The following is a 20,408-nucleotide window of genomic DNA, read 5'->3' on the forward strand; positions in this document are numbered from 1 at the left end:
CCATGTTCTCCATGGCGGTGCTGGCGGCGATGGTCTCGATCGCGCTGGACATGGTGATCCGCGTGTCGGCCTCGTTCTGGATGACGGCGCTTGTGAACAAGTTCCCGCTCATGGGCGCATCCAGTGACGGTATGACCAGTCAGGCGATGCAGCAGGGCGGCATGGGATTGATCCTGACTACCTTGATTCTGACTGCGCCCCCAATGGCGGCCATGTTCTTCCAGGGCACCTTGGGCAGCTTCATGGCATATTCGCAGATAGGCGGTAGCCCGGTGGCGCAGGCACCGGGCCCGAATGGGCAGCCGCCGGGTAGTTACTACACGCCGGATAAGCCTTCGACGAGCAAGGGAAGTGAAGGCGCTAATGAAGTTGGTGCTCCAACAAAGATGTTCACCGGTCCTTCTAACTCCACGCCTGAGCATGATCCAGGCAGGATGGGGATTGGCAATAAACCGAGATAGAGCCAGGGTGATTGTGATGCGTGCAGCGAATAAATTCAGGGCGAAGCAACTGGTAGCAGCGTACGCCTCGATGCTGTCTTTGCTGTTGATCCTCTTCTTGGTGGATGCTCCCTCCGCTAGCGCAGAAGGTCGTTGCCCACCCGGACAATATCCCATTGGTGGGCAGGGCGTGGGGGGGTGTGCACCGATTCCGGGCGGGGACAGTGGGGCGAATGCAACGGCGGCGCCTCGGCCAACAGGCCGCTGGTTGAAAACTTGGGGAGCTATTGCCACTGCTCCGAGCGGTGATGCCGGTGCATCAACGGGTCAGAGTTCGAAAGGCGCTGCAGAGAAAGAAGCTATTTCGCAGTGTGCCCGCGGAGGCGCTAGTGATTGCCGAGTGACGATGTCCTACAAAAACCAATGCGCTGCAATGGTTACCCCTTCGAGTATCGAAAGAGGAGGAGCGGTGACGTGGCGGGCCGAGACGGAGGCTCTCGCCACGAAGCTTGCAATGGATGAATGCACAAAGCGGGGAAGCGCAGGGTGTAAAGTATTTTATTCCGCATGCTCTGATCCGATTTTTCAGGAGTACTAGTGGAATTTCAGCGTGAGCGAATTTTGAGGCTGGCTTGCAAGTATTCCTACTTGGCAGGTGGAGTCTGGAGCTGACGGGCGGTGCGCTTTGCTGCTAGATTTAAGTGACGTCCGTTTATTTGAGGTGGCTTAATTCAGTTGGGCTCCTCAACATGATGTCGCGAATAGCCTCCAACTTCGTCAGGCTGTACGGCTACTCCGCGTGCAATCCTATGCGTGTGTTTTTGATGGCGCGCGTATACGCTGAGCGCGAATTGAATTGGTAAGCTTGGGCTCAGTTCGTGGGAAGTGCTGATGTGATATCGGCTCATCAATGATAGCCCCGGTGATTCAAGAGACGTAGGCCGGCCTGTTCTCGACTGTTGTGGCGACGAGCATGGGCATGTTCGGTCGCGACCTCCATGAATTTCTGACGGAAGACGTGAAGGGGCTGATCACGTACGTTGTGACCGGCAAGGACGAAAAGCCCGAGGCGCAGATCGACAAGAGCCTTGCCTGGATGCAGGTGGCGTTGTCCAGCATCGATGGGATCAAGATTCTCAATGATCCCGAGCTGCAGGCTGACAAGACCCGCGCGATGTGGTTCATCGGCCTGGGCACGGGTGGCCCTGCGGTGACGGCAGGTTCAATGCTGCTGCTGTATGAGGTCGCCATGGCCCTGTTCATCGGCTTGGGACCACTGTTCATTCTGTGCCTTCTGTTCGACCAGACCAAGCAGCTGTTCCAGCGATGGCTGTTCTACGGTATTGGAATCATGTTCTCCATGGCGGTACTGGCGGCGATGGTCTCGATCGCGCTGGACATGGTGATCCGCGTGTCGGCCTCGTTCTGGATGACGGCGCTTGTGAACAAGTTCCCGCTCATGGGCGCATCCAGTGACGGTATGACCAGTCAGGCGATGCAGCAGGGCGGCATGGGATTGATCCTGACTACCTTGATTCTGACTGCGCCCCCAATGGCGGCCATGTTCTTCCAGGGCACGTTGGGTAGCTTCATGGCATATTCGCAGATAGGCGGTAGCCCGGTGGCGCAGGCGCCGGGGCCGAGCGGACAGCCGCCGGGTAGTTACTACACGCCGGATAAGCCATCCAACAACGCTAATGTGTCCACCAACACCCAGGACGCGACCGCTGGAGTATCACGCATGACGTTGCCGCAGAGTTCGACGTTGGGAGCACAGGAGACGGGTCTTCGGGGAGCAAATCGTTAGGTCCGCCGTCCTCCATGATGGCCGTTTCACCGAATTGTCTTGGTCGTTGAATAGAGCTTATGAAAATTGAGAAAGTGATGCTGTTAGTTCTGTTGCTCGCGTTCTCTGTAAGTGCATATGCGGAGGGTCGTTGTCCGCCCGGACAGTACCCGATTGGCGGCCAAGGAGTAGGCGGCTGCGCTCCGATCCCTGGTGGAACTGGTGGGGGGGAGGTTCCGAGCCCTCGAGCGACCGGGCGTTGGATAAAGACCTGGGGGGCCATCTCTCGTTCGATTACAACGGGTGACGTGGGCGCTTCTGTCGGAAAGCGTGCCAAGGCGGAAGCAATAGCTGAGGCGCAGTCGCGATGCGCATCGTATGGGGCGGTGGACTGCGCTGTTGGGCTCACCTACAAGAATCAGTGTGCTGCTCTCGTGGCTCCTGAATCTGGGTCTGGTGGGAGGATATCAATGGCTGGAGGGCCTTCTAAAGATGTCGCTACAAAGGCAGCGATGAAGAGTTGTTTAGATAACGGGGGGAGGGCTTGCGTGGTTAAGTACACCGACTGCAGTGAGCCCTTGTTTGAGAAGTTCTGACTCAACTGTGAACTTGTCCTGCTCGCTGCCGTTGTCCACATTGACTGCGCCCGGCGATCCTCGCTGGGCTGCCAACCTTGTCATTGCCTCCGCCACATGCTCCCCGCGTAGCGACTGGTCCACGACGATGGCAAGACACTCACGCGTGAAGTAATCAACCACGGTCAGCATCCGGAAACGGCGACCGTCAAACAGTGCGTCGCTGACGAAGTCCATTCCCCAAAGTGCATTGGGAGCAACGGCTACCTTTATCGGCTGACGCTGGCGTGCACTTCTACTGCGCCGAGGCAGGCAATGCCTTAAAGAATGGCCTTCCTCCTTGCAAATACGATGGACCCGCCGACCCGGGTGCGTCGCTGGGCAGGCCTCAGAACTTTTTTGTGACCACCTCCTGCAACATGGCTTTGTCCAGGCTGAGATCAGCAACCAATTGCTTGAGCTTTCGGTTTTCCTCTTCCAGCAGCCTTAAACGTTTCAATTCCGAATGGCCAAGTCCACCGTACTTATTTCGCCATACGTTGAAGGTTGCCTCGGCAATACCCATTTTCCTGCAGATCTCGCCAGCTGCCGTTCCCAGCTCCGCCAGCTTCAGCGCGTAGGCAATCTGCTCCTCGGTGAAACGCGACTTCTTCATGCCTGAATCCTCGTTTGTCACGGGGCCCAATGCTGCCGACGTCTCTACTTTAGCCTGCACCAGTTTTCTGGGGGTGGGTCACTTTCGTTCACGCTTAAGGTGCCGACTCTGCGCCAAAGGGGGGGCGTCCCGCGAGGCGACGCGCCTGGCCGTGCCATAGGGCGCCATCCGCGCTACCGTGAGTCTTCGCGCCATTCGAAGGAACGAATCATGCAGAATCCAGGCCGTGTTGCCTTGCTGATTGGCGGACTGCTGTTCGCTTCGCTGGCACAAGCTACTGATAGCTGGGTCATCTTCACCGGTGGCGAAACGCCGAACCGCGAGGCATGGGTGGTCGATGCGCAAACGCTCGCCGACCGCTCGGATCTGGGCGGTTTTCTTCAGCGTGCCATGCCGGCAGAGCAGAACGCGTACCTGAAGCAATTGCGCCGCAGGAAGCGGCCAAAGCCCGGTGAGCCCGTTGCTGGGCCGGAGCCGTGTACGAGATCCAGGTCGATACCGTCTACGAGAACGCGACCAAACCGAATCGATTGGTCAGAAAGTACTGGGTGAACTGCTCACGGAACACCGTGGCCATCAGGACGAGTCTGATCCAGTGGCGCGATCGGCCAATGGAGAACGACCCTCCGGATAAGTTCGAACCGCGAATCGAGGCGATTGCTCCTTGGCAGGTGCAACTGGTGCGTTTTGCCTGTCTCGTGGGGCCTGATCCCAAGGCCAAGGTGCCGGCGGAAATGATGAAGCGTGGCTTCCTTTCCATCGGTGACGTCGGGCGATCGCCTGTGGATTTCATCTGGGGCAGCCTGTGGAAGGACGGCAAGCGCCCAGCATTCACCTATCGGCCGACCGACGCTGAAATGGATCGTACTGTGCGTAGCCTGGAAGCGACTGTGGCGCGCGGCCAGAATGAAACCAGCAGAGCTCTGGATGAGTCGCGTCGCGCAGCGAACCGGGTGGGTCGCAACAATCTCATGGAGCTGTGGATCGGCAAGACAGAGCAGGAATTCGTGCGGACGTGGGGCCCACCGGATCGTGTGGAGATTGGGGCCGATGGTTCGCGCACCTTGTACCTGCATCGTGGCGAGCGTATGCAGGGATTGAATGCTTATGGGCATGTCGTCAGTGACGTCAACCATCGATGCGATATCACGGTGCTGACGATGGACGGCTACGTCCGTGACTACGCCACACAGGGGGCTACATGCGCGCAGCAGTTGCGCTGATTGTGATTGCTGGCTACGACGCGCGGATCCAAGGCGCGTGCAGGATCCAGTACCCATCCGCATAGGCGACGCAGACCTTCCGTGCAACATCGCCCCGGCCGGACCAGACCGTATGTGGGAATGCGAGCCATACCTGCGGTGCCATCCACCGCGTGTCTGATTGTCGGATAAGCCACCATTCACGTTAACCGCGCTTTTTATGTGATCAAGTGCGCTTTTCATCCCGAGCCCCCTTCGACGAGCGCTGCCTCCTCGAAGTAAGCTGCGTGCGCGTCAAAATCCCGGCGCGCCGGTGCCATCGAACGCAGGAGCTTTTCCGTCCATGAGGACTGTGTCCCCCCGCGATGCGGGTGACGCTTGCCACCATCGCGGTTGCCGTGGGCTCGGGGCTATCATCCGCCATGGCGGCCGCAGGACACGTGCGAGGCATCGCCCCGTTTCCGGCCTCCGCTCGGGAACTGGCAAGACGGGATTGAAGGAGTTGCAGGGGATGGAGAAGGGGAGTGGCGTACACATGGACAATGCCCTGGCGTTCGTTCCGTCCGGCGCGAACCTGCTGGAAGCCGTGCGCGGTGATCTGACCGGCAATGGTTTCCAGGACCAGCTGCTGGTGATCGACCAACCTCCTCCGGAGGGCTTGCTGCCCGGCGAGCACGGTCCCAACCGGGTGCTGTTGCTGCTGCTGGGCGACGCCACGGGTCGATGGCAGTTGGCGGCGCGCAACGACAAGCTGGTGCCGTGTTCCACCCGGGGAGGCATTGCCGGCGATCCCTTCGCGTACGTGACCATCGAGGATGGTGCGTTCAGTGTGATCACCAACGGCGGCAGTCGCGAACGCTGGAGCAGCGTCTACACGTTCCGGTATGCACCTGCCGAGCAGGCGTGCTGGGTGCATGGCGTGCAGCGCAGGGTGGTCGACACCGAGACCGAAGCCACCCATACGCGTGACTTCTCGGCCGCCGAACTTGGCCGGGTGCGGTTCGAGGATTTCGATCCGTCCGTCGTCGCCGACGTCAGCTTGCCCTGAGTGCCATGCCGGTGAGGAGGCGGGAGTATCCAACGATGATCGAGCAGGAGTTTCACCGTGTCGCAGGATAGGGAGTCGCAGCTGTTGCGGCAGGCCACGGAGGCCGGCATGACCTCGTCCCGGGAACTGGCCAACTTCATGGCGCAGGCCGGGCACGAGTCCCGTGGCCTAAGCCGGCTCAATGAAAGTTTCAACTTCACCCGGGGTATCTCGCAGATCCCGGTGGAAGCGGCGTGGCGCAATGGCAATGGTGCGCTTGAGAGCGCGCGCCAGGAGGCGCTGCGTGGGCGGCCGGAGAACCTGGCCGAACTGATGTATGGCGGGCGTATGGGCAATGACGCGCCTGGCGATGCGCTGAAGTATCACGGCCGTGGCTATCTGCCTCTGGTCGGCAAGGAGAATTACGAGCGTGCCGGCAAGGCGCTGGATCTGGACCTGGTGAATCACCCGGAACTGGCCGCGCAGCCCGAGCACGCAGGCCGCATTGCCGTGTGGCAGTGGCAGACGCGGGTGCCGGAAGCGGCGCGCGAGGACGTGCGCGAAGCGACGCGCGCGATCAATGGTGGCCTGAACGGCATCGAGGCCCGCCAGCAGCGATTCGAGGTGTGGCAGCAGAAGCTGACGCCTGATGTGATGGCGCGGCTGGAGCGGGGCGAAGTCGGGGCGCCGGCCCAGCAGGCCACCGTGCGCGACATGTCGCAGCCTGGCGCGCCGGGGCATGCCCTGTTCCAGGGCGCCCGCCACCATCTGCAGCAGATGGGACCACAAAGCGGTCTGCGCAGCGTGCAGGAACTGGACAATGCTGCCGGCGCACTGGCGCTGAGCGCGCAGAAGGCGGGGATGTCGCGCATCGATCATCTCCTGGCTGGCAACGACGGCCGCACGTTGTTTGCCGTGCAGGGCGCGCTGGGTGACCCGGCCATGCTGCGCGCTTCGGTCGAGCGCGAACAGGCGGCGCAGCAGCCGCTGGCGCAGAGCAGCCAGCAGTTGGCCGCCAGTGTCGCCCAGCAGGACCCCGCGGCCGCGCTCGCCCGCGAGCAGGAGCAGCGCTCTCGATCCCTGTAGCACCTGATGCCGGCGGGCAGAGTGCCCGCAGGCGCTTTACGTACGACGCGTGGCGCCCTGTGGCGCCGACATGGAAACCCACTCGTAAGGACACCACATGCGAATCGTTCCCTCGAATACCCGGCACGCCGCTGCCCGCTGCACTGCATCCGTGCGCTGCCTGCCGCCGCTCTGGCTGTTGTCACTTGGACTTGTCGCGGGCGCGGCACAGGCTCAGGAGGCAGCGGCACCTGTGGTGGAGACGCCCCCCGCTGCCGAGGCTACCGTTGAGGCGCCTGCAGAGGCGGCGCCCGTTGCCGCGCCCGCGGCGCCGGCGCCTGTGGCTGCACCGCCTGCCGCCGTCGAGCCAACCGTTCCCGCGGTAGCCCCCGCTCCGCCCGCATTGGCCATCGTGCCGTTGCCGCCCGAGCAGGCGACCGAGCGGGCGCTCGGTGCTCGCTGCCCGGTGGATCTGGCCGGGCGACTGGCGACCCAGGGCGACCTGCTGATTGGCGCCTGCCAGGGCACCATGCCGGCGCATCTGGCCGCGTTGCTGGTCGCGCTGCCCGTGCAGGACATCCACCTGCCGCGCAGCTGGCGCGAGCGTGAGGTGCGGCAGAAGGCCTGGTTCAAGGCTGTGCCGGGCTACGGCCAGCGCCCGGACTTCATCGTGCGGATGGGCGACATCTGGGTGCGTTCGCTGGAAGGGCGCGACGCCGACAGCACGTTCTATCTGGTGTCGGCGCCGTTCACCTGCAGCGACCAGGTTGCCAACCGGGATGAGTACGGCGCGGAGCCGGTCCGCGTACCCGCAGGTGATTGCCGCGAGGCTTATGTGGCCCAGCGTCTGTACCAGGTCCGCGGCGATGCGGCGCCGCGGGATGTGACCGCCGATGCCATGCCGACGATGCCCCCGGTCACGGAGGCCGATCGTGCGCGCCAGCTGTCGCGTGAGGGCCGGATCAGCCTGGACCACAGCAAGCTGCAGTACGGCCCGGCCATGCGTTGGTTCGTGCAATACCCGGAGTCGGCGCAGAAGGGTGGTCCGCGCGCCTACAGTGACTGGAACCGTGAGCACATCGCGTTTGTGGTCTGGACCGGTGATCGCTTCGAGCTGCGCGAGAAGGTCGCGCGCGCGCAGTGGCCCTGTGACCCGGTGGCACCCGGCGATCGCGCCTGTGGCGGATTCCCGGATTCCGGGCCCGATCTGTTCGTGACGGCCGCAGCATCCGTGCCAATGGCAGCGTCCAGCCCCTGAGCCGGAGTCTCGAAGTGATGCGGGAGCCGGGCTGACCGGCTCCCGCGCTGCATCAGGCCTGCAGGCTGCGGGTCTGGTTCCGCTGCTGTTCCAGCTGCTGGTCGCGCTCCAGCGCAACGCGCTGGTCGGCGGCCTGCTGGTCGATGCGCTGGCTGCTCTGTTCCAGCGGGGTGTTCATCGCCACTGCCGTATCCACCGACACGCGAAGGTGGGCCGGGTCGCCGCCCTGGCCCTGCACGGCGAAGCTGCGCGAGGCATCAGCATTCATGACCACTTCGTCGATGCGCTTGCCGCCTGCTGCGTGCATTTCGGCGGCCAGGCTGCCTGCCAGTTGCGTGCTCATCACGTCTGGCACGCGTCCGACGCGCACGTCCTGCGCGTGCACGCCGCGGATCGCATCGTTGAACAAGGGATTGCCAAGATGGTTGGCATCGTCCATGCGCAGCATGCTGGTGTGATGGCCGTTCTTCTCCGCTTCGCGACGTGCCGGCTCACCGGGCTGCAGCGGGCCGCGGATATGGTCGTACAGATCGACGGCGCCGCCCGGAATGCCGCGTGCCGCGCGGGTGACACCACGACGCAGTGATTCGACGTCGTCGCGGTACTCCTCGATCATCTTGGCGTTGTCTTTTGCCAGCTTCTGCGTTTCCGGGTGTTGCAGCACCGAGCCGTCACCGAGGAAGTTGCCCAGCTTGTGCGCGCCGAACGAGCTGCCTGCTGCGACGAGCGGGCTGTCCGGGATCAGGGCGCGCATCGGGTGATTGCTGAAGCCGTTTGCGGCGAGTGTCTTGATCTCATCCGGCCTGGCATAGATGCGCACCTGGCCGAAGTGCGGCGAGGCCGAGCTGACCGGATCGGAGGCCATGACGTGGTTGATCATGGTGTTGCCGCCTTCCGGGATGCGGTAGCTGAGGCTGACCGCGCCATAGGCGTTGAAGGTCTCGCCCTTGACGTTGAAGTGGTGCGAGGTGATCTGGGCCAGGGCGCCGCCGAGAGAGTGGCCGGTGACGGTGACTTCGGGGGGGCGCTGTCCGAGATCCTGCCCCTCCTTCTTGGCGTAGGCGAGGGCGCGTTGGGTCAGCGCGATGGCATCCGGTGCCTGGACGTTGGTGCGGGCGACAACCATGCCACCATCGGTCAGGATCGCATCGCGGGCGATCTGTTCGGTGCCGCGATGTGCGACGACAATCTCGTTGGTATCGACTCGCTGGTAGATCGTTCCCTGATAACCGTTCAGTCGATTGTCGACGTGCTCGAGGATCTTGTACTCATGCCCGTTGATCGCTACGAGCTCTTCTTTGCCGGGAGCGCGTCGACCGACCGCACGGTCCTTGTACACGTCGTCGGAAATGCCCGCGTAGTCTTGGCTGCTGAGGCTCATTGGCGGACCTCATTGGCTTCAAGTGAAGCCGAGAACAGCGCATTCTGCAGTTCAGGGCGGAACTTGGTGGGGTCTTCCTGGCCGCTTGCGCCGTAGTCAGGAATCTCGTTCACGCGCGGATAGTCCGAACGAGGATAGTGGCGAGTTTCGGTCTCGCCTTTGACGAAGGGCGCTGCTTCAATGAATGAAAGGAAGCGCGTCTCGCCTTCGGCACCCGTCGCTTTCAGCATCGCGCCGGCACCGGTGAACTCCCACTTGCAGACACCGCGACCGTAGTAGTCCTCGTCCAGCATGCGATCGATGTATACGGTGCCGCGGTATTCGCCATCAGCGACCTTGCGCAGCTCCACTGGTTCCTGGCTGGTGATGCGTGCAGCCGTGCCTGTGGCCGGCTCGATGTGGCCGCACTGGTCTTCGTTGGTGACGTCGTACTGCGCGACACCTTCGACCACCGCGAAGTCGCCCGGGGCATCCTTCAGGCGCAACACCAGTTCATAGGCCTTGCGCGGGCTGGGGTTGAGCTTTGCGAGCCCGCGCCCACCCTGGGCGACATCGGCTTCAGCAGCGGCACGTTCCTGGTTCATGGCGGTCTCCGGGTGGCAGGCGGTCAACAGAAGCAGAGCAAGGCACGGAATCATCTTGTGGCGCAATGTCGGCCTCCTTGGTGGTAGAGGTAAATGTGACACTGGCAGTTCATGGCGCGAGCTTCTGCACAGTGGTGGTGGTTGAGAACAGCGCGTCGCGCAAATCTTCGCTGTACCCCGACGGATCTTCCTCGCCACTGGCGCCAAAGTTGGCGACATTGTCGGCGCGCGGATAGATAAGGTTCGGGTAATAAAGCGTCAGAGGGGAGTCGTTCTCCATGCGTTTGTTGTCGACGAACGTCAGGAATCGCGTATCCGCCTTGTCATTCGTGGCGCGCAACATTGCACCAACACCCGTCAGCGACCAATGGCAGACGCCACGCCCGTAGTAGTCCTCGTCCTGCATACGGTCGAGGTAGAACGTGCCGCGATATTCGTTCTCGCCGATCTTGCGCAGCGTGACGGGCTCTTGGCTGGTGATGCGGCCCGCAGTGCCTGTCGCGGGTAAGATCCGCCCACAATCTGCGTAGTTGCTGGCGTCATACTGGGCCACGCCCTCAACAATCGCGAACGGGCCCGGCGCGTCCTTCAACGTCAGCACCAGCTCATAGGCCTGCTTCGGCGCCGGGTTGAGCTTGGCCAGGCCGCGTCCACCCGCGGCGACGTCACGCTCGGCATCGGCGTACGGCGAGCACGCCGCCAGCGGGAGGAGGGTGAGCAACGCCAACAGCGGTCGTCCCCTGTGCGCGCGGTGTGCTACACCCATGGCCCGATCCTGCATCGTGCGTCCATGTCCATATATCCTTCCTGGGTGGCAGGTTTCTCGATTATGGAACGTGCCGGGAGCCCTGTGCCACCCCTCGAGACGGATTTTTGACGTGCCCAGGGCGCGCCGCGCCGGCAGATCGCTTGCCGCACAGGGCATCCCATCGTCGCGCTGGCTCTGCTGCCGGACGCAGGTTCGTAGCTGAATCCGTGACGGAAATCGATCATTCACATGTCCATCACTTCACCAGAGGCGTTCTTCTTGAACTGCACGATCCGCCCCGAAACCCGCGAAGACCACGCGGTCATCCACGCACTCACCGCAGCGGCCTTCCGCGAATCCCCGCACAGCAGCCACACCGAGCAGTTCATCGTCGACGCGCTGCGTGCACGCGGTGAGCTGAGTATTTCGCTGGTCGCCGAGCGGCAAGGGCAGGTGGTCGGCCACATCGCCCTGTCGCCGGTGACGGTCAGCGATGGCAGTACGGGCTGGTTTGGCCTGGGGCCCATCTCGGTGCTGCCCGGATGGCAGGGGCAGGGCATTGGCGCGGCGCTGATGCACGCGGCGCTCGACGCATTGCGTGGGCAGCACGCGCACGGCTGTGTATTGCTGGGGGAGCCGGCGTATTACGAGCGGTTCGGATTCCGCATGGAGCCGGGCCTGGTACTACCCGGTGTTCCGCCGGAGTACTTCCAGGCGCTGTGCCTGCGTCCGCCGATGGCGCAGGGCGAGGTGAGCTACTCCACGGCCTTTGAAGCCACCGCCTGAGAGCGCGGGAGGTCAGGGCGCACGCCAGACGGTGGGCTCGGGTTGCGGCTTGGGAATGCGGTAGCCGCCGATGTGTTCAAGTGAACTGACGGCGTCACGCCAGCACGTGGCTGCTGCCGAGGGATGTCAGCCGTTGTACCGGAGATGAATCAGGGGATAAGGACGGCCCTGCGAATCGAGCAGTGAGCGGCCGGTTTCGACGAAGCCCATGCGCAGGTAGAAGCCAACGGCCTGCGCGTTCTGTTCGTTGACGTCGGTACTCAGCTGCGGATGCAGGGCCAGCGCGTGCTGCAGCAGGTGCCGGCCGATACCGGTACCGCGCACGTCGGGATCGATGAACAGCGCTTCCATGTGCGCGCCGTCGATCAGCATGAAGCCTACGGGCCGATCCTGCGCATCGACGGCAACGGTCATCGGCGCCTGCGGCAGGAAACCGGCGACTTCGGCCTCGATGGCCTGGCGGTCATCGGTACTGAGGAAGTCGTGTGTGGCGTCGACGGCGCGACGCCAGAGGTCGACGAGGGCGGTGCCGTCGTCGGCGCGCGAGGGGCGCAGGGTGGTCATGGGTTCACCAAGGTGCTTGACTGGAATGCGCAGTATGAAGTTTTCCGGCCGCGCCTGCAGAAGCGGATTCATCCGGTGTGGCGATGGCGGATGAAGGGGCTGTAGGCTGTGGCCTCCGCGCGCAGCACCACGCCGTCCTCGAAGTCCTCGCTGTCATTGAAAGGCACGATCGGCCACTGCGTCCACTGAGCAAGTCGTTGCCGGTAGTTGCTTGCAGCCATGGTGAGCGCCTCGTCGTGCGCCTGCACGCGCTCCGGTGCCAGCCCGGAACGCACGCCGTGCACTACATGCGGTTCCATCACGTCGAGGCCGACGTAGCGCAGGCTGTACATCAACGGCCACAGCAACAACCGGGTATCACCCTCGCGGCCGTCGACGGCGCAGGCCCGTGCCGATGAGCCGGTGGTGACGCTCAGCAACGCGCGCTTGCCGCGCATCACGCCGTGCTCGTGGCGCTGGCGGCTGTTGTACATCGGCCCGTAGACCAGCACGCGGTCCAGCCAGCCCTTGAGGATGGCCGGTGCCGCGAACCACCACAGCGGGAACTGCAGGATCAGCATGTCAGTGGCCTGCAGCAGCTTGAGGTGGCGGCGCACGTCGGTGGGCAGAAAATCATGCTCGGCGCTGTGGCGTTGTTCGCGCTGGGCATCGAAGCGTTCGCGCTGCAGGCGCTGAGGATGATGGTATGCGGCTTCCAATGGATCGAAGCCTTCCGCATACAGATCGATTGCCTCCACCTGCACACCGTCACGCCGCAGCTGTTCGGCGGCCTGCGCGGCCAGGTAGGCGTTGAACGAGCGGGGTTCGGGATGGGCAAGCAGGATCAGGGCGCGCATGGGGCGAGGTGTTGGTGGAGTGTGCGACCATCCTCGCGATGCCGGAGTGCCCCGGCAATTACGCACCTTGAGGTAACCATGGCCTGTCCGGGCGATGTCTATGCCGCCGATTGTTCGGCACGTGATGCGCTGGCGCTGATCTCCGGCAAGTGGGTGATGCTGCTGTTGCCGGCACTGGCGCAGGGGCCGCTGCGCAATGGCGCGCTGCTGCGGAAGATCGAAGGCATCTCGCAGAAGGTGTTGACCCAGACCCTGCGGCAGCTGGAGCGCAATGGCCTGGTCGAGCGGTGTGAGCTGGGCAAAAAGCCACTGCATGTGGAGTACCGGCTGACCGAAGTCGCGCGTGGCCTGGTTGACACGCTGTCCGCTCTGGACCGTTGGGCCGAGCACAACTTCCCGGCACTGGACGCCGCCCGCGAGCGCTTCGACGCACGCTAGCGCCGCCTGCACGGCCGCGGGCGTACAATGCGGCCCCGGCGGCCATCCTGGCCCTGCACACACGCGAGAACCGCCATGACCGACGCCCTGGGTGTACCGGTGCACGACGCCGATGAACACTGGATGCGCCATGCGCTGGCGCTGGCCGAGCGTGCGCAGCGCGAGTACGACGAGATCCCCGTTGGTGCGGTACTGGTGGGCGCCGATGGCCAGCTGCTGGGCGAGGGCTGGAACCTCAACATCGCCTCGCACGACCCCAGTGCGCATGCCGAGATCGTGGCCATGCGCGCCGGCGGCACGCGGCTGGCCAATCATCGGCTGCTCGGCAGCACCCTGTACGTGACCCTCGAACCCTGCGCGATGTGTGCGATGGCGATCGTGCATGCACGCGTTGCCCGCCTGGTCTACGGCGCCAGCGACCCCAAGACCGGCGCCTGCGGCAGCGTGTTCGACCTGCTGGGCGATGCCCGCCACAACCACCGGGTAGAGATCCACGGTGGGGTGCTGGCCAAGGAGGCCAGCATGCGCCTGACCAATTATTTCCGCGCCAAGCGCGGCAAGCCGCCGCTGCTGCTGGAAGACCACGCCGGCGAGGGCTGAGGGGCGAACGGGTATGATGGGCGCCTCTTTCCTTCACCGGTAGGCCGCGCGCCTGCCCAGCAACGAGGCGACACATGGCGGACAACGGCGCGGCCAACGAGCGACTGATCTGGATCGACCTGGAAATGACCGGGTTGGATACCGACAACGATTCGATCATCGAGATCGCCACCGTGGTCACCGATGCCCAGCTGAACGTGCTGGCCGAAGGGCCGGAATTCGCCATCCACCATCCGCTGGAAACGCTGGAAGCGATGGATGAGTGGAACCGCAACCAGCACCGTCGTTCGGGCCTGTGGCAGCGCGTGGTGGACAGCACCATCACCCTGGGCCAGGCCGAAGCGCAGACGGTGAACTTCCTGGCGCAGTGGATCCCGGCCGGCCTTTCGCCGATGTGCGGCAACTCGATCTGCCAGGACCGCCGCTTCCTGCACCGCCAGATGCCGCGCCTGGAGAAGTACTTCCACTACCGCAACCTGGACGTGTCCACGGTGAAGGAGCTGGCCAAGCGCTGGGCGCCGAGCGTGGCCGCCGGCGTCGGCAAGAACAGCAACCATACCGCGCTGAGCGATGTACACGATTCAATCGCCGAGCTGCGTCACTACCGCCAGTTCATGGGCGCGCTGTCGGGGTTGCCGGCTGCCTGAACGACGCCGCCGGGTGACACGCCCACGGGTAGTGCCGGCCGCTGGCCAGCAAGGCGCCGGATCCGCCCCTTCTGGCGTGACCCGCGACGAACCGTTCAACTTCCGGGCGCTAAGATCGGCGCCATGAACGAGCCCATCCTGCTCCCCCGCGACATCGCCCATGACGCCCGCGACTGGTCCGACCTGCAGCGGGCCGTCGCTCTGCTCGAAGCGCCGACCCTGACCGCGCGCATGGCCAACCTGGTCGGCACGCCGCTGGAATTCGCGGTGAAGGCGCTGCCCAGCTCGGTCTCCAACCGCATCCACGGTGCGGTGCAGGCGGCGCTGTCCAAGTCGGTGCAGGCAGCCCTGTGGAGCATGGACAACTCGCCCGGCAAGGGAGCGTCGACCCGCTGGCACAAATTGGCGGCAGCCACCTCCGGTGCGGTCGGCGGCGCCTTCGGCTTTGCCGCCTTGCTCATCGAGTTGCCGGTGTCGACCACGATCATGATGCGTGCGGTGGCCGACGTCGCCCGCAGCGAGGGGTTTGACCTGTCCGAGTTCAGCACCCGCCAGGCGTGCCTGGAGGTGTTCGCGCTGGGCGGCAACTCGCCGCGTGATGACGCCAGCGAGACGGGCTATTACCTGGCTCGAGGTTTCACCACCGATGTGATGCGCCACCTGTCGGCCGAGCTGGCCGGGCGGGTGGTGACCGGCCGCGACCTGACTCTGGGCGTGGCGCCGAAGGAAGCCGGCAAGCTGCTGGCGAAGATGGTGGAGAAGGTGGCGGCGCGCTTTGGCGTGGTCGTTACCGAGAAGTTCGCCGCGCAGGCGGTGCCGATCGTTGGTGCCGCCGCGGGTGCAACGCTGAACACCATGTTCACCGACTACTACCAGGACATGGCGCGTGGTCACTTCATCGTGCGCCGGCTGGAGTTGAAGTACGGGGAAGATGTGGTGCGCACCTGCTATGACCGCGTGGCACACGGTGCGGTAAGGATCGAGCCAAGGGTGGAGTAGATCCACGCCATGCGTGGATGAGCCCTCGTACCGGGTGATCCTTGCCGTGGGGGAACAACTGTTTTGCCAGTGCGTGCCTGTTGCCTGGCGGGGGCCATCCCCATTCTTGGTGGCACTCCTCCCGCAAGAGATCGCCGCCATGTTGTTCACTCCTCATCATCTGGGCGCACTGACGCTGCCCAACCGCATCGTGATGCCGCCGATGACCCGCTCGCGCTCGTCGGCCGGCAACGTGCCCACTGCCGAAATGGCCACGTATTACGCGCAGCGCGCCAGCGCCGGCCTGATCGTCAGCGAAGGCACCCAGATCAGCCCTCAGGGCCAGGGCTATGCCTGGACCCCGGGCATCCATAGCCCGGACCAGGTGAAGGGCTGGCGCCGGGTGACCGATGCCGTGCACGCTGCCGGCGGTCGCATCTACGCCCAGCTGTGGCATGTCGGCCGGGTCTCGCACGTGGCGCTGCAGCCGGGTGGCGCCGCGCCGGTGTCGTCGTCGGCGTTGTTGGCGGAAGGCGTGAAGGTGTTCGTCGACCCGACCGGGGCAGGCCCCGAAGCCGGGGTAGGCGAAATGATCCAGCATTCGATGCCGCGCGCGCTGCGCGAAGGCGAGATTCCGGGGATCGTCGCCGACTACGCCCAGGCGGCACGCAACGCGCTGGACGCAGGCTTCGATGGCGTGGAGTTGCACGGTGCCAATGGCTACCTGATCAACCAGTTCATCGACTCGCAGGCCAACCAGCGCACCGACGGCTATGGCGGCGCGTTGCAGAACCGCCTGCGGTTCCTGCGCGAGGTGGTGCAGGCGGTGGTTGCGGTGGTCGGTGGTGACCGCGTCGGCGTGCGCCTGGCGCCACTGACCACCTTGCAGGGCGCGGTGGACGATACGCCGCAGGCGACCTATCTGGCCGCCGCGCATCTGCTGGGCGAGCTCGGCGTCGGTTACCTGCACATCGCCGAGGCCGACTGGGACGACGCACCGCTGATGCCGGTGGCGTTCAAGCAGGCGCTGCGCATGGTCTACCCGGGTACGCTGATCTATGCCGGCAAGTACACCGCCGAACGCGCCGAGCAGGCACTGGCTGAAGGCTGGGCCGACCTGATCGGCTTCGGCCGGCCGTTCATCGCCAACCCGGATCTGCCTGAGCGCCTGCGCCTGGGTGCGGAACTGAATCCGCCGGATCGCGCCACATTTTTCGGTGGCGGGGCGGTCGGCTTCACCGATTACCCGACGCTGGAAGAGAGCGTCGCGGCCTGATCCTGAAGGCTGCCGGCCGCTGGCCGGCATTTCAATGTCGTATCGCCGATGGGTGGGGGTGCCGACCGTTGGTCGGCACTGCCGGCATGGATCAGGGCTTGTCGCGCACCAGCGCGTCCGCCTCGACCACACCGCCATCCTTTCCATGCAGGTACAGGTGCATGTCCTGCTGCGGGTACGGGATGTTGATGCCGGCCTTGTCGAAGCCCAGCTTGAGCTGCTCCAGCAGCGTGACCTTGGTGCCGAACCAGTCGGCCGACTTCACGTAGCAGCGGATGCCGAGGTTGATCGCGTGCGCACCCAACTCGTACACCACCACGTCCGGTGCCGGCGTCTGCAGCACGCGCGGGTCCGCCTTCATCAGCGCCAGCGCGGTGTCGCGTGCCAGCTGGATGTTGTCCTCGTAGCCGATGCCGATCACCAGTTCGACGCGGCGGGTCGGCTCGGCGGTCAGGTTGATGATCGGTGCGGCGGTGATCAGCGTGTTCGGAATGGTGGTGTGCTGGTTGTCGGCACCGGTGATGACGGTCTGGAAAATGCGCACTTCGCGCACCGTGCCTGTCTGTCCGGCAACGGTGACCACGTCGCCGACGCGGAACGGCCGCAGTGTCACCAGCATCACGCCCGAGGCGATGTTGGACAGCGAATCCTTCAGGGCAAGGCCAACGGCCAGGCCGGCGGTGCCGAGCACGGCCAGCAGCGGCGTGATCTGCACGCCCAGCGTGCCGATGGCCAGCACCACCACGATCACCAGCGACGCGGCGTACACCACGTTGCGCAGGAAGCTGCCCAGCATCGGGTCCACGCCCATGCGCGCTGTGGCGCGCGGCATCGCATTGGACAGGCGACGCGCCACCCACAGGCCCACCAGCAGCACCACGATGGCAGCCAGTAACGGCACACCGTAGGTTTCCAGCAGGCGCTCCCAGTTGAGCGAGTGGAACCAGGGCGTTGCGGCGGGGGCGGGAGGTGCGGCGGCGATCATGCGGAAGTCCTTTGCTGCGTAGCGATGTCTGCGTGGGGCTGGGCGTGCGCGGACGCCAGAAACAGCAAGCCCCGCAGAGGCGGGGCTTGCGTGCAGCAGCAGTATGGGCGGACGTCGATGAAAGCGACGTCAGCCCATCACGGCATCAGCCGTTGGCCTTCAGCTTGGCCAGGCGCAGCCAGGTATCAACCACGGTATCCGGGTTCAGCGACACCGACTCGATGCCTTCCTGCATCAGCCATTCGGCCAGATCCGGGTGATCGGACGGGCCCTGGCCGCAGATGCCGACGTACTTGCCCTTGGCACGTGCTGCCTTGATCGCCATCGACAGCAGCTTCTTCACTGCCGGGTTCCGTTCGTCGAACAGGTGCGCGACGATCGACGAGTCGCGGTCCAGGCCCAGGCTGAGCTGGGTCAGGTCGTTGGAGCCGATCGAGAAGCCGTCGAAGATCTCTAGGAACTCATCGGCGAGCAAAGCGTTGGACGGCACTTCGCACATCATGATGATCTTCAGGCCGTTCTCGCCCTGCTTCAGGCCGTTCTGTTCCAGCACCTCGATGACCTTGCGGCCTTCTTCCAGGGTGCGCACGAACGGAATCATGACCCACAGGTTGTCCAGGCCCATTTCGTTGCGCACACGCAGCACGGCCTTGCACTCCAGCGCGAAGGCGGCCGAGAAGCTCGGGTCGACATAACGGCTGGCGCCGCGGAAGCCGATCATCGGGTTCTCTTCGTGCGGCTCGTAGTTGCTGCCGCCGATCAGGTTGGCGTACTCGTTGGACTTGAAGTCCGACAGGCGCACGATCACGGCGTTCGGGGCGACCGAGGCGGTGAGGGTGGCGATGCCTTCGGCCAGGCGGTCGACGTAGAAGCTGACCGGATCACCATAGCCGGCGATCTTCTCGTCGATCTTCTTCTTGGTCGCGGCGTCCTGGCGGTCGTATTCCAGCAGCGCATTCGGATGGATGCCGATGTGGCTGGCGATGATCATTTCCAGGCGGGCCAGGCCGATGCCGGCGTTCGGCAGCTGGCCGAAGTCGAAGGCACGTTCCGGGTTGGCCACGTTCATCATGATCTTCAGCGGCGCCGGCGGCATGTTGCCAAGATCGGTGGTGGTGCGCTCAAAGCCGAGCTTGCCTTCGTAGATGAAGCCGGTATCACCTTCAGCGCAGCTGACGGTGACCAGCTGGCCATCCTCGATGACCTGGGTCGCGTTGCCCGAACCAACCACGGCCGGCACGCCCAGCTCGCGCGCGATGATCGCGGCGTGGCAGGTGCGGCCACCGCGGTTGGTGACGATGGCCGAGGCGCGCTTCATCACCGGTTCCCAATCGGGATCGGTCATGTCGGCGATCAGCACGTCGCCCGGCTGCACGCGGTTCATGTCGTCCAGCGTCTTCACCACGCGGGCCACGCCCGAACCGATCTTGGCGCCGACGGCGCGGCCCTCGGCCAGCACCTTGGCGCCCTTCTCGGTCAGCGCGAAGCGCTCGATCTGGGTGGCGTGGCTGCGCGACTTCACCGTTTCCGGGCGCGCCTGCACGATGAACAGCTTGCCGCTGACACCGTCCTTGGCCCACTCGATGTCCATCGGGCGGCCGTAGTGCTTTTCGATGACCAGCGCCTGCTTGGCCAGTTCCTGCACGTCCTCGTCGCTGATCGAGAAGGTGGTGCGCAGTTCGGCCGGGGTGTCTTCGATACGGACGCGCTCACCGGGGACATCCGAATACACCATGCGGATCGCCTTGCTGCCGAGCGAGCGGCGCAGGATCGCCGGCTTGCCGGCCTGCAGGGTGGGCTTGTAGACGTAGTATTCGTCCGGATTGACCGCGCCCTGCACGACCATTTCGCCCAGGCCGAACGAGGAGGTGACGAACACCACGTCGCGGAAGCCGGACTCGGTGTCCAGGGTGAACAGCACGCCGGAGGAGCCGACGCCCGAACGCACCATCAGCTGCACGCCGGCGGACAGGAACACGTCCTCATGCTTGAAGCCGTGGTGCACGCGGTAGGCGATGGCGCGGTCGTTGTACAGCGAGGCGAACACTTCCTTGACCTTGTGCACGACGTCGTCGGCACCGGTCACGTTGAGGAAGGTTTCCTGCTGGCCGGCGAAGGAGGCATCCGGCAGATCCTCGGCGGTGGCCGACGAACGCACGGCCACGGCCACGTCACCGCCGCCATTCTCGGCGCTCAGCTTGGCGTAGGCGGTGCGGATGTCCTGGTCCAGCTGCGGCTGCAGCGGGGCGTCGATTACCCAGCCGCGGATTTCCTTGCCGGCGGCGGTCAGCGCGTTGACGTCCTCGACGTCCAGCGTGGCCAGCCTGTCGAAGATGCGCTTGGACAGATCGTTGTGCGCGATGAAGTCCTTGAAGGCTTCAGCGGTGGTGGCATAACCGCCCGGCACCGAAACGCCCAGACCGGCCAGGTTGCCGATCATCTCGCCCAGGGACGAATTCTTGCCGCCTACGCGGGCCAGATCGGCCAGACGCAGTTCGTGCAACCACAGGATGTTCTCGTTCAAGCGCGATGCTCCGTTTGGCCATCGCCCGAGGCGGGCTGAGTGGCCGCGTCCGT

Annotated in this window: 20 protein-coding genes and 2 pseudogenes; 14 read left to right on the forward strand and 8 right to left on the reverse strand. The window is 64.5% G+C overall.

All coding sequences use genetic code 11. From position 1 onward, the window contains the following. From AC2A1N_RS18030 to AC2A1N_RS18045, 4 genes and pseudogenes are all read left to right on the forward strand, one after another. A pseudogene (locus AC2A1N_RS18030) lies at positions 1-461 on the forward strand (TrbL/VirB6 family protein); the annotation flags it as partial. Positions 462-531: 70 nt separating this feature from the next. Beyond that, positions 532-1,038, forward strand: a complete 507-nt coding sequence (locus tag AC2A1N_RS18035) for a DUF4189 domain-containing protein (RefSeq protein ID WP_099542783.1) — start codon at positions 532-534, stop codon at positions 1,036-1,038. Between the two features lie 375 nt (positions 1,039-1,413). Next, positions 1,414-2,247: a type IV secretion system protein gene (locus tag AC2A1N_RS18040; RefSeq protein WP_484373063.1), complete on the forward strand. Its 834-nt coding sequence runs from the start codon at positions 1,414-1,416 to the stop codon at positions 2,245-2,247. A 77-nt stretch (positions 2,248-2,324) separates the two neighbouring features. Then, positions 2,325-2,822, forward strand: a complete 498-nt coding sequence (locus AC2A1N_RS18045) for a DUF4189 domain-containing protein (RefSeq protein WP_164262764.1) — start codon at positions 2,325-2,327, stop codon at positions 2,820-2,822. Here the strand turns inward: AC2A1N_RS18045 and AC2A1N_RS18050 are convergent. Next, positions 2,799-3,456 (reverse strand): annotated as a pseudogene (locus AC2A1N_RS18050) (transposase); the annotation flags it as partial. The gene AC2A1N_RS18045 and the pseudogene AC2A1N_RS18050 sit on opposite strands and share 24 nt — an antisense overlap. A 476-nt stretch (positions 3,457-3,932) precedes the next feature. Here AC2A1N_RS18050 and AC2A1N_RS18055 point away from each other — a divergent pair. The 4 genes from AC2A1N_RS18055 to AC2A1N_RS18070 all read left to right on the forward strand — a co-directional run bounded on the left by AC2A1N_RS18055 (position 3,933) and on the right by AC2A1N_RS18070 (position 8,008). Beyond that, complete coding sequence (locus tag AC2A1N_RS18055) at positions 3,933-4,679, forward strand: hypothetical protein (RefSeq protein WP_242892442.1); 747 nt, start codon at positions 3,933-3,935, stop codon at positions 4,677-4,679. A 490-nt stretch (positions 4,680-5,169) separates the two neighbouring features. Then, positions 5,170-5,706 carry a hypothetical protein gene (locus AC2A1N_RS18060; RefSeq protein WP_032954278.1) on the forward strand — a complete coding sequence of 179 codons (537 nt, stop codon included), beginning with the start codon at positions 5,170-5,172 and terminating at the stop codon, positions 5,704-5,706. 57 nt (positions 5,707-5,763) lie between these two features. Further along, entirely contained in the window at positions 5,764-6,771 is a 1,008-nt protein-coding gene (locus AC2A1N_RS18065) for an XVIPCD domain-containing protein (protein WP_005417198.1), read from the forward strand. A 391-nt stretch (positions 6,772-7,162) separates the two neighbouring features. Further along, a complete protein-coding gene (locus AC2A1N_RS18070; protein WP_242892438.1) occupies positions 7,163-8,008 on the forward strand; it encodes a hypothetical protein in 846 nt (281 codons plus the stop codon). 52 nt (positions 8,009-8,060) lie between these two features. Here the strand turns inward: AC2A1N_RS18070 and AC2A1N_RS18075 are convergent, their stop codons facing one another. The 3 genes from AC2A1N_RS18075 to AC2A1N_RS18085 are packed head-to-tail and all read right to left on the reverse strand — an operon-like array spanning position 8,061 to position 10,739. After that, positions 8,061-9,389 carry an XVIPCD domain-containing protein gene (locus tag AC2A1N_RS18075; RefSeq protein WP_242892435.1) on the reverse strand — a complete coding sequence of 443 codons (1,329 nt, stop codon included), beginning with the start codon at positions 9,387-9,389 and terminating at the stop codon, positions 8,061-8,063. Beyond that, complete coding sequence (locus AC2A1N_RS18080) at positions 9,386-10,039, reverse strand: hypothetical protein (protein WP_242892422.1); 654 nt, start codon at positions 10,037-10,039, stop codon at positions 9,386-9,388. The genes AC2A1N_RS18075 and AC2A1N_RS18080 overlap by 4 nt, the downstream gene beginning before the upstream one ends. Before the next feature lie 43 nt (positions 10,040-10,082). Beyond that, complete coding sequence (locus AC2A1N_RS18085) at positions 10,083-10,739, reverse strand: hypothetical protein (RefSeq protein WP_229298458.1); 657 nt, start codon at positions 10,737-10,739, stop codon at positions 10,083-10,085. Between the two features lie 261 nt (positions 10,740-11,000). On the opposite strand from AC2A1N_RS18085, the gene AC2A1N_RS18090 reads away from it, so the two are divergent. Then, positions 11,001-11,507 (forward strand): GNAT family N-acetyltransferase, encoded by a 507-nt coding sequence (locus AC2A1N_RS18090; RefSeq protein ID WP_242892448.1) that lies wholly within the window; start codon positions 11,001-11,003, stop codon positions 11,505-11,507. Between the two features lie 126 nt (positions 11,508-11,633). Here the strand turns inward: AC2A1N_RS18090 and AC2A1N_RS18095 are convergent, their stop codons facing one another. Beyond that, the gene (locus AC2A1N_RS18095; RefSeq protein ID WP_154351037.1) at positions 11,634-12,071 is read right to left on the reverse strand and encodes an acetyltransferase; all 438 of its coding nucleotides are present in this window, start codon (positions 12,069-12,071) and stop codon (positions 11,634-11,636) included. A 68-nt stretch (positions 12,072-12,139) separates the two neighbouring features. Then, positions 12,140-12,907 carry an NAD(P)H-dependent oxidoreductase gene (locus AC2A1N_RS18100; protein ID WP_154351036.1) on the reverse strand — a complete coding sequence of 256 codons (768 nt, stop codon included), beginning with the start codon at positions 12,905-12,907 and terminating at the stop codon, positions 12,140-12,142. A 78-nt stretch (positions 12,908-12,985) separates the two neighbouring features. Between AC2A1N_RS18100 and AC2A1N_RS18105 the strand changes: the two genes are divergently transcribed. The 5 genes from AC2A1N_RS18105 (at position 12,986) to AC2A1N_RS18125 (ending at position 16,846) form a co-directional block, all read left to right on the forward strand. After that, the gene (locus tag AC2A1N_RS18105; RefSeq protein ID WP_061479054.1) at positions 12,986-13,345 is read left to right on the forward strand and encodes a winged helix-turn-helix transcriptional regulator; all 360 of its coding nucleotides are present in this window, start codon (positions 12,986-12,988) and stop codon (positions 13,343-13,345) included. 75 nt (positions 13,346-13,420) lie between these two features. Further along, on the forward strand, positions 13,421-13,945 hold the full coding sequence (tadA, locus tag AC2A1N_RS18110; RefSeq protein ID WP_058981408.1) for a tRNA adenosine(34) deaminase TadA: 525 nt from the start codon (positions 13,421-13,423) through the stop codon (positions 13,943-13,945). Between the two features lie 74 nt (positions 13,946-14,019). Next, positions 14,020-14,592 carry an oligoribonuclease gene (orn, locus tag AC2A1N_RS18115; RefSeq protein WP_242892420.1) on the forward strand — a complete coding sequence of 191 codons (573 nt, stop codon included), beginning with the start codon at positions 14,020-14,022 and terminating at the stop codon, positions 14,590-14,592. Between the two features lie 123 nt (positions 14,593-14,715). Beyond that, a complete protein-coding gene (locus tag AC2A1N_RS18120; protein WP_242892417.1) occupies positions 14,716-15,591 on the forward strand; it encodes an EcsC family protein in 876 nt (291 codons plus the stop codon). A gap of 139 nt (positions 15,592-15,730) precedes the next feature. Continuing rightward, positions 15,731-16,846: an alkene reductase gene (locus AC2A1N_RS18125; protein WP_154351035.1), complete on the forward strand. Its 1,116-nt coding sequence runs from the start codon at positions 15,731-15,733 to the stop codon at positions 16,844-16,846. Positions 16,847-16,937: 91 nt separating this feature from the next. On the opposite strand, the gene AC2A1N_RS18130 is transcribed toward AC2A1N_RS18125, so the two are convergent. Continuing rightward, a complete protein-coding gene (locus AC2A1N_RS18130; RefSeq protein WP_049435556.1) occupies positions 16,938-17,831 on the reverse strand; it encodes a mechanosensitive ion channel family protein in 894 nt (297 codons plus the stop codon). 145 nt (positions 17,832-17,976) lie between these two features. Next, complete coding sequence (ppsA, locus tag AC2A1N_RS18135) at positions 17,977-20,355, reverse strand: phosphoenolpyruvate synthase (RefSeq protein ID WP_242892414.1); 2,379 nt, start codon at positions 20,353-20,355, stop codon at positions 17,977-17,979. Positions 20,356-20,408: the final 53 nt, after the last annotated feature.

Source organism: Stenotrophomonas maltophilia group sp. SKK55 (genome assembly GCF_057179845.1).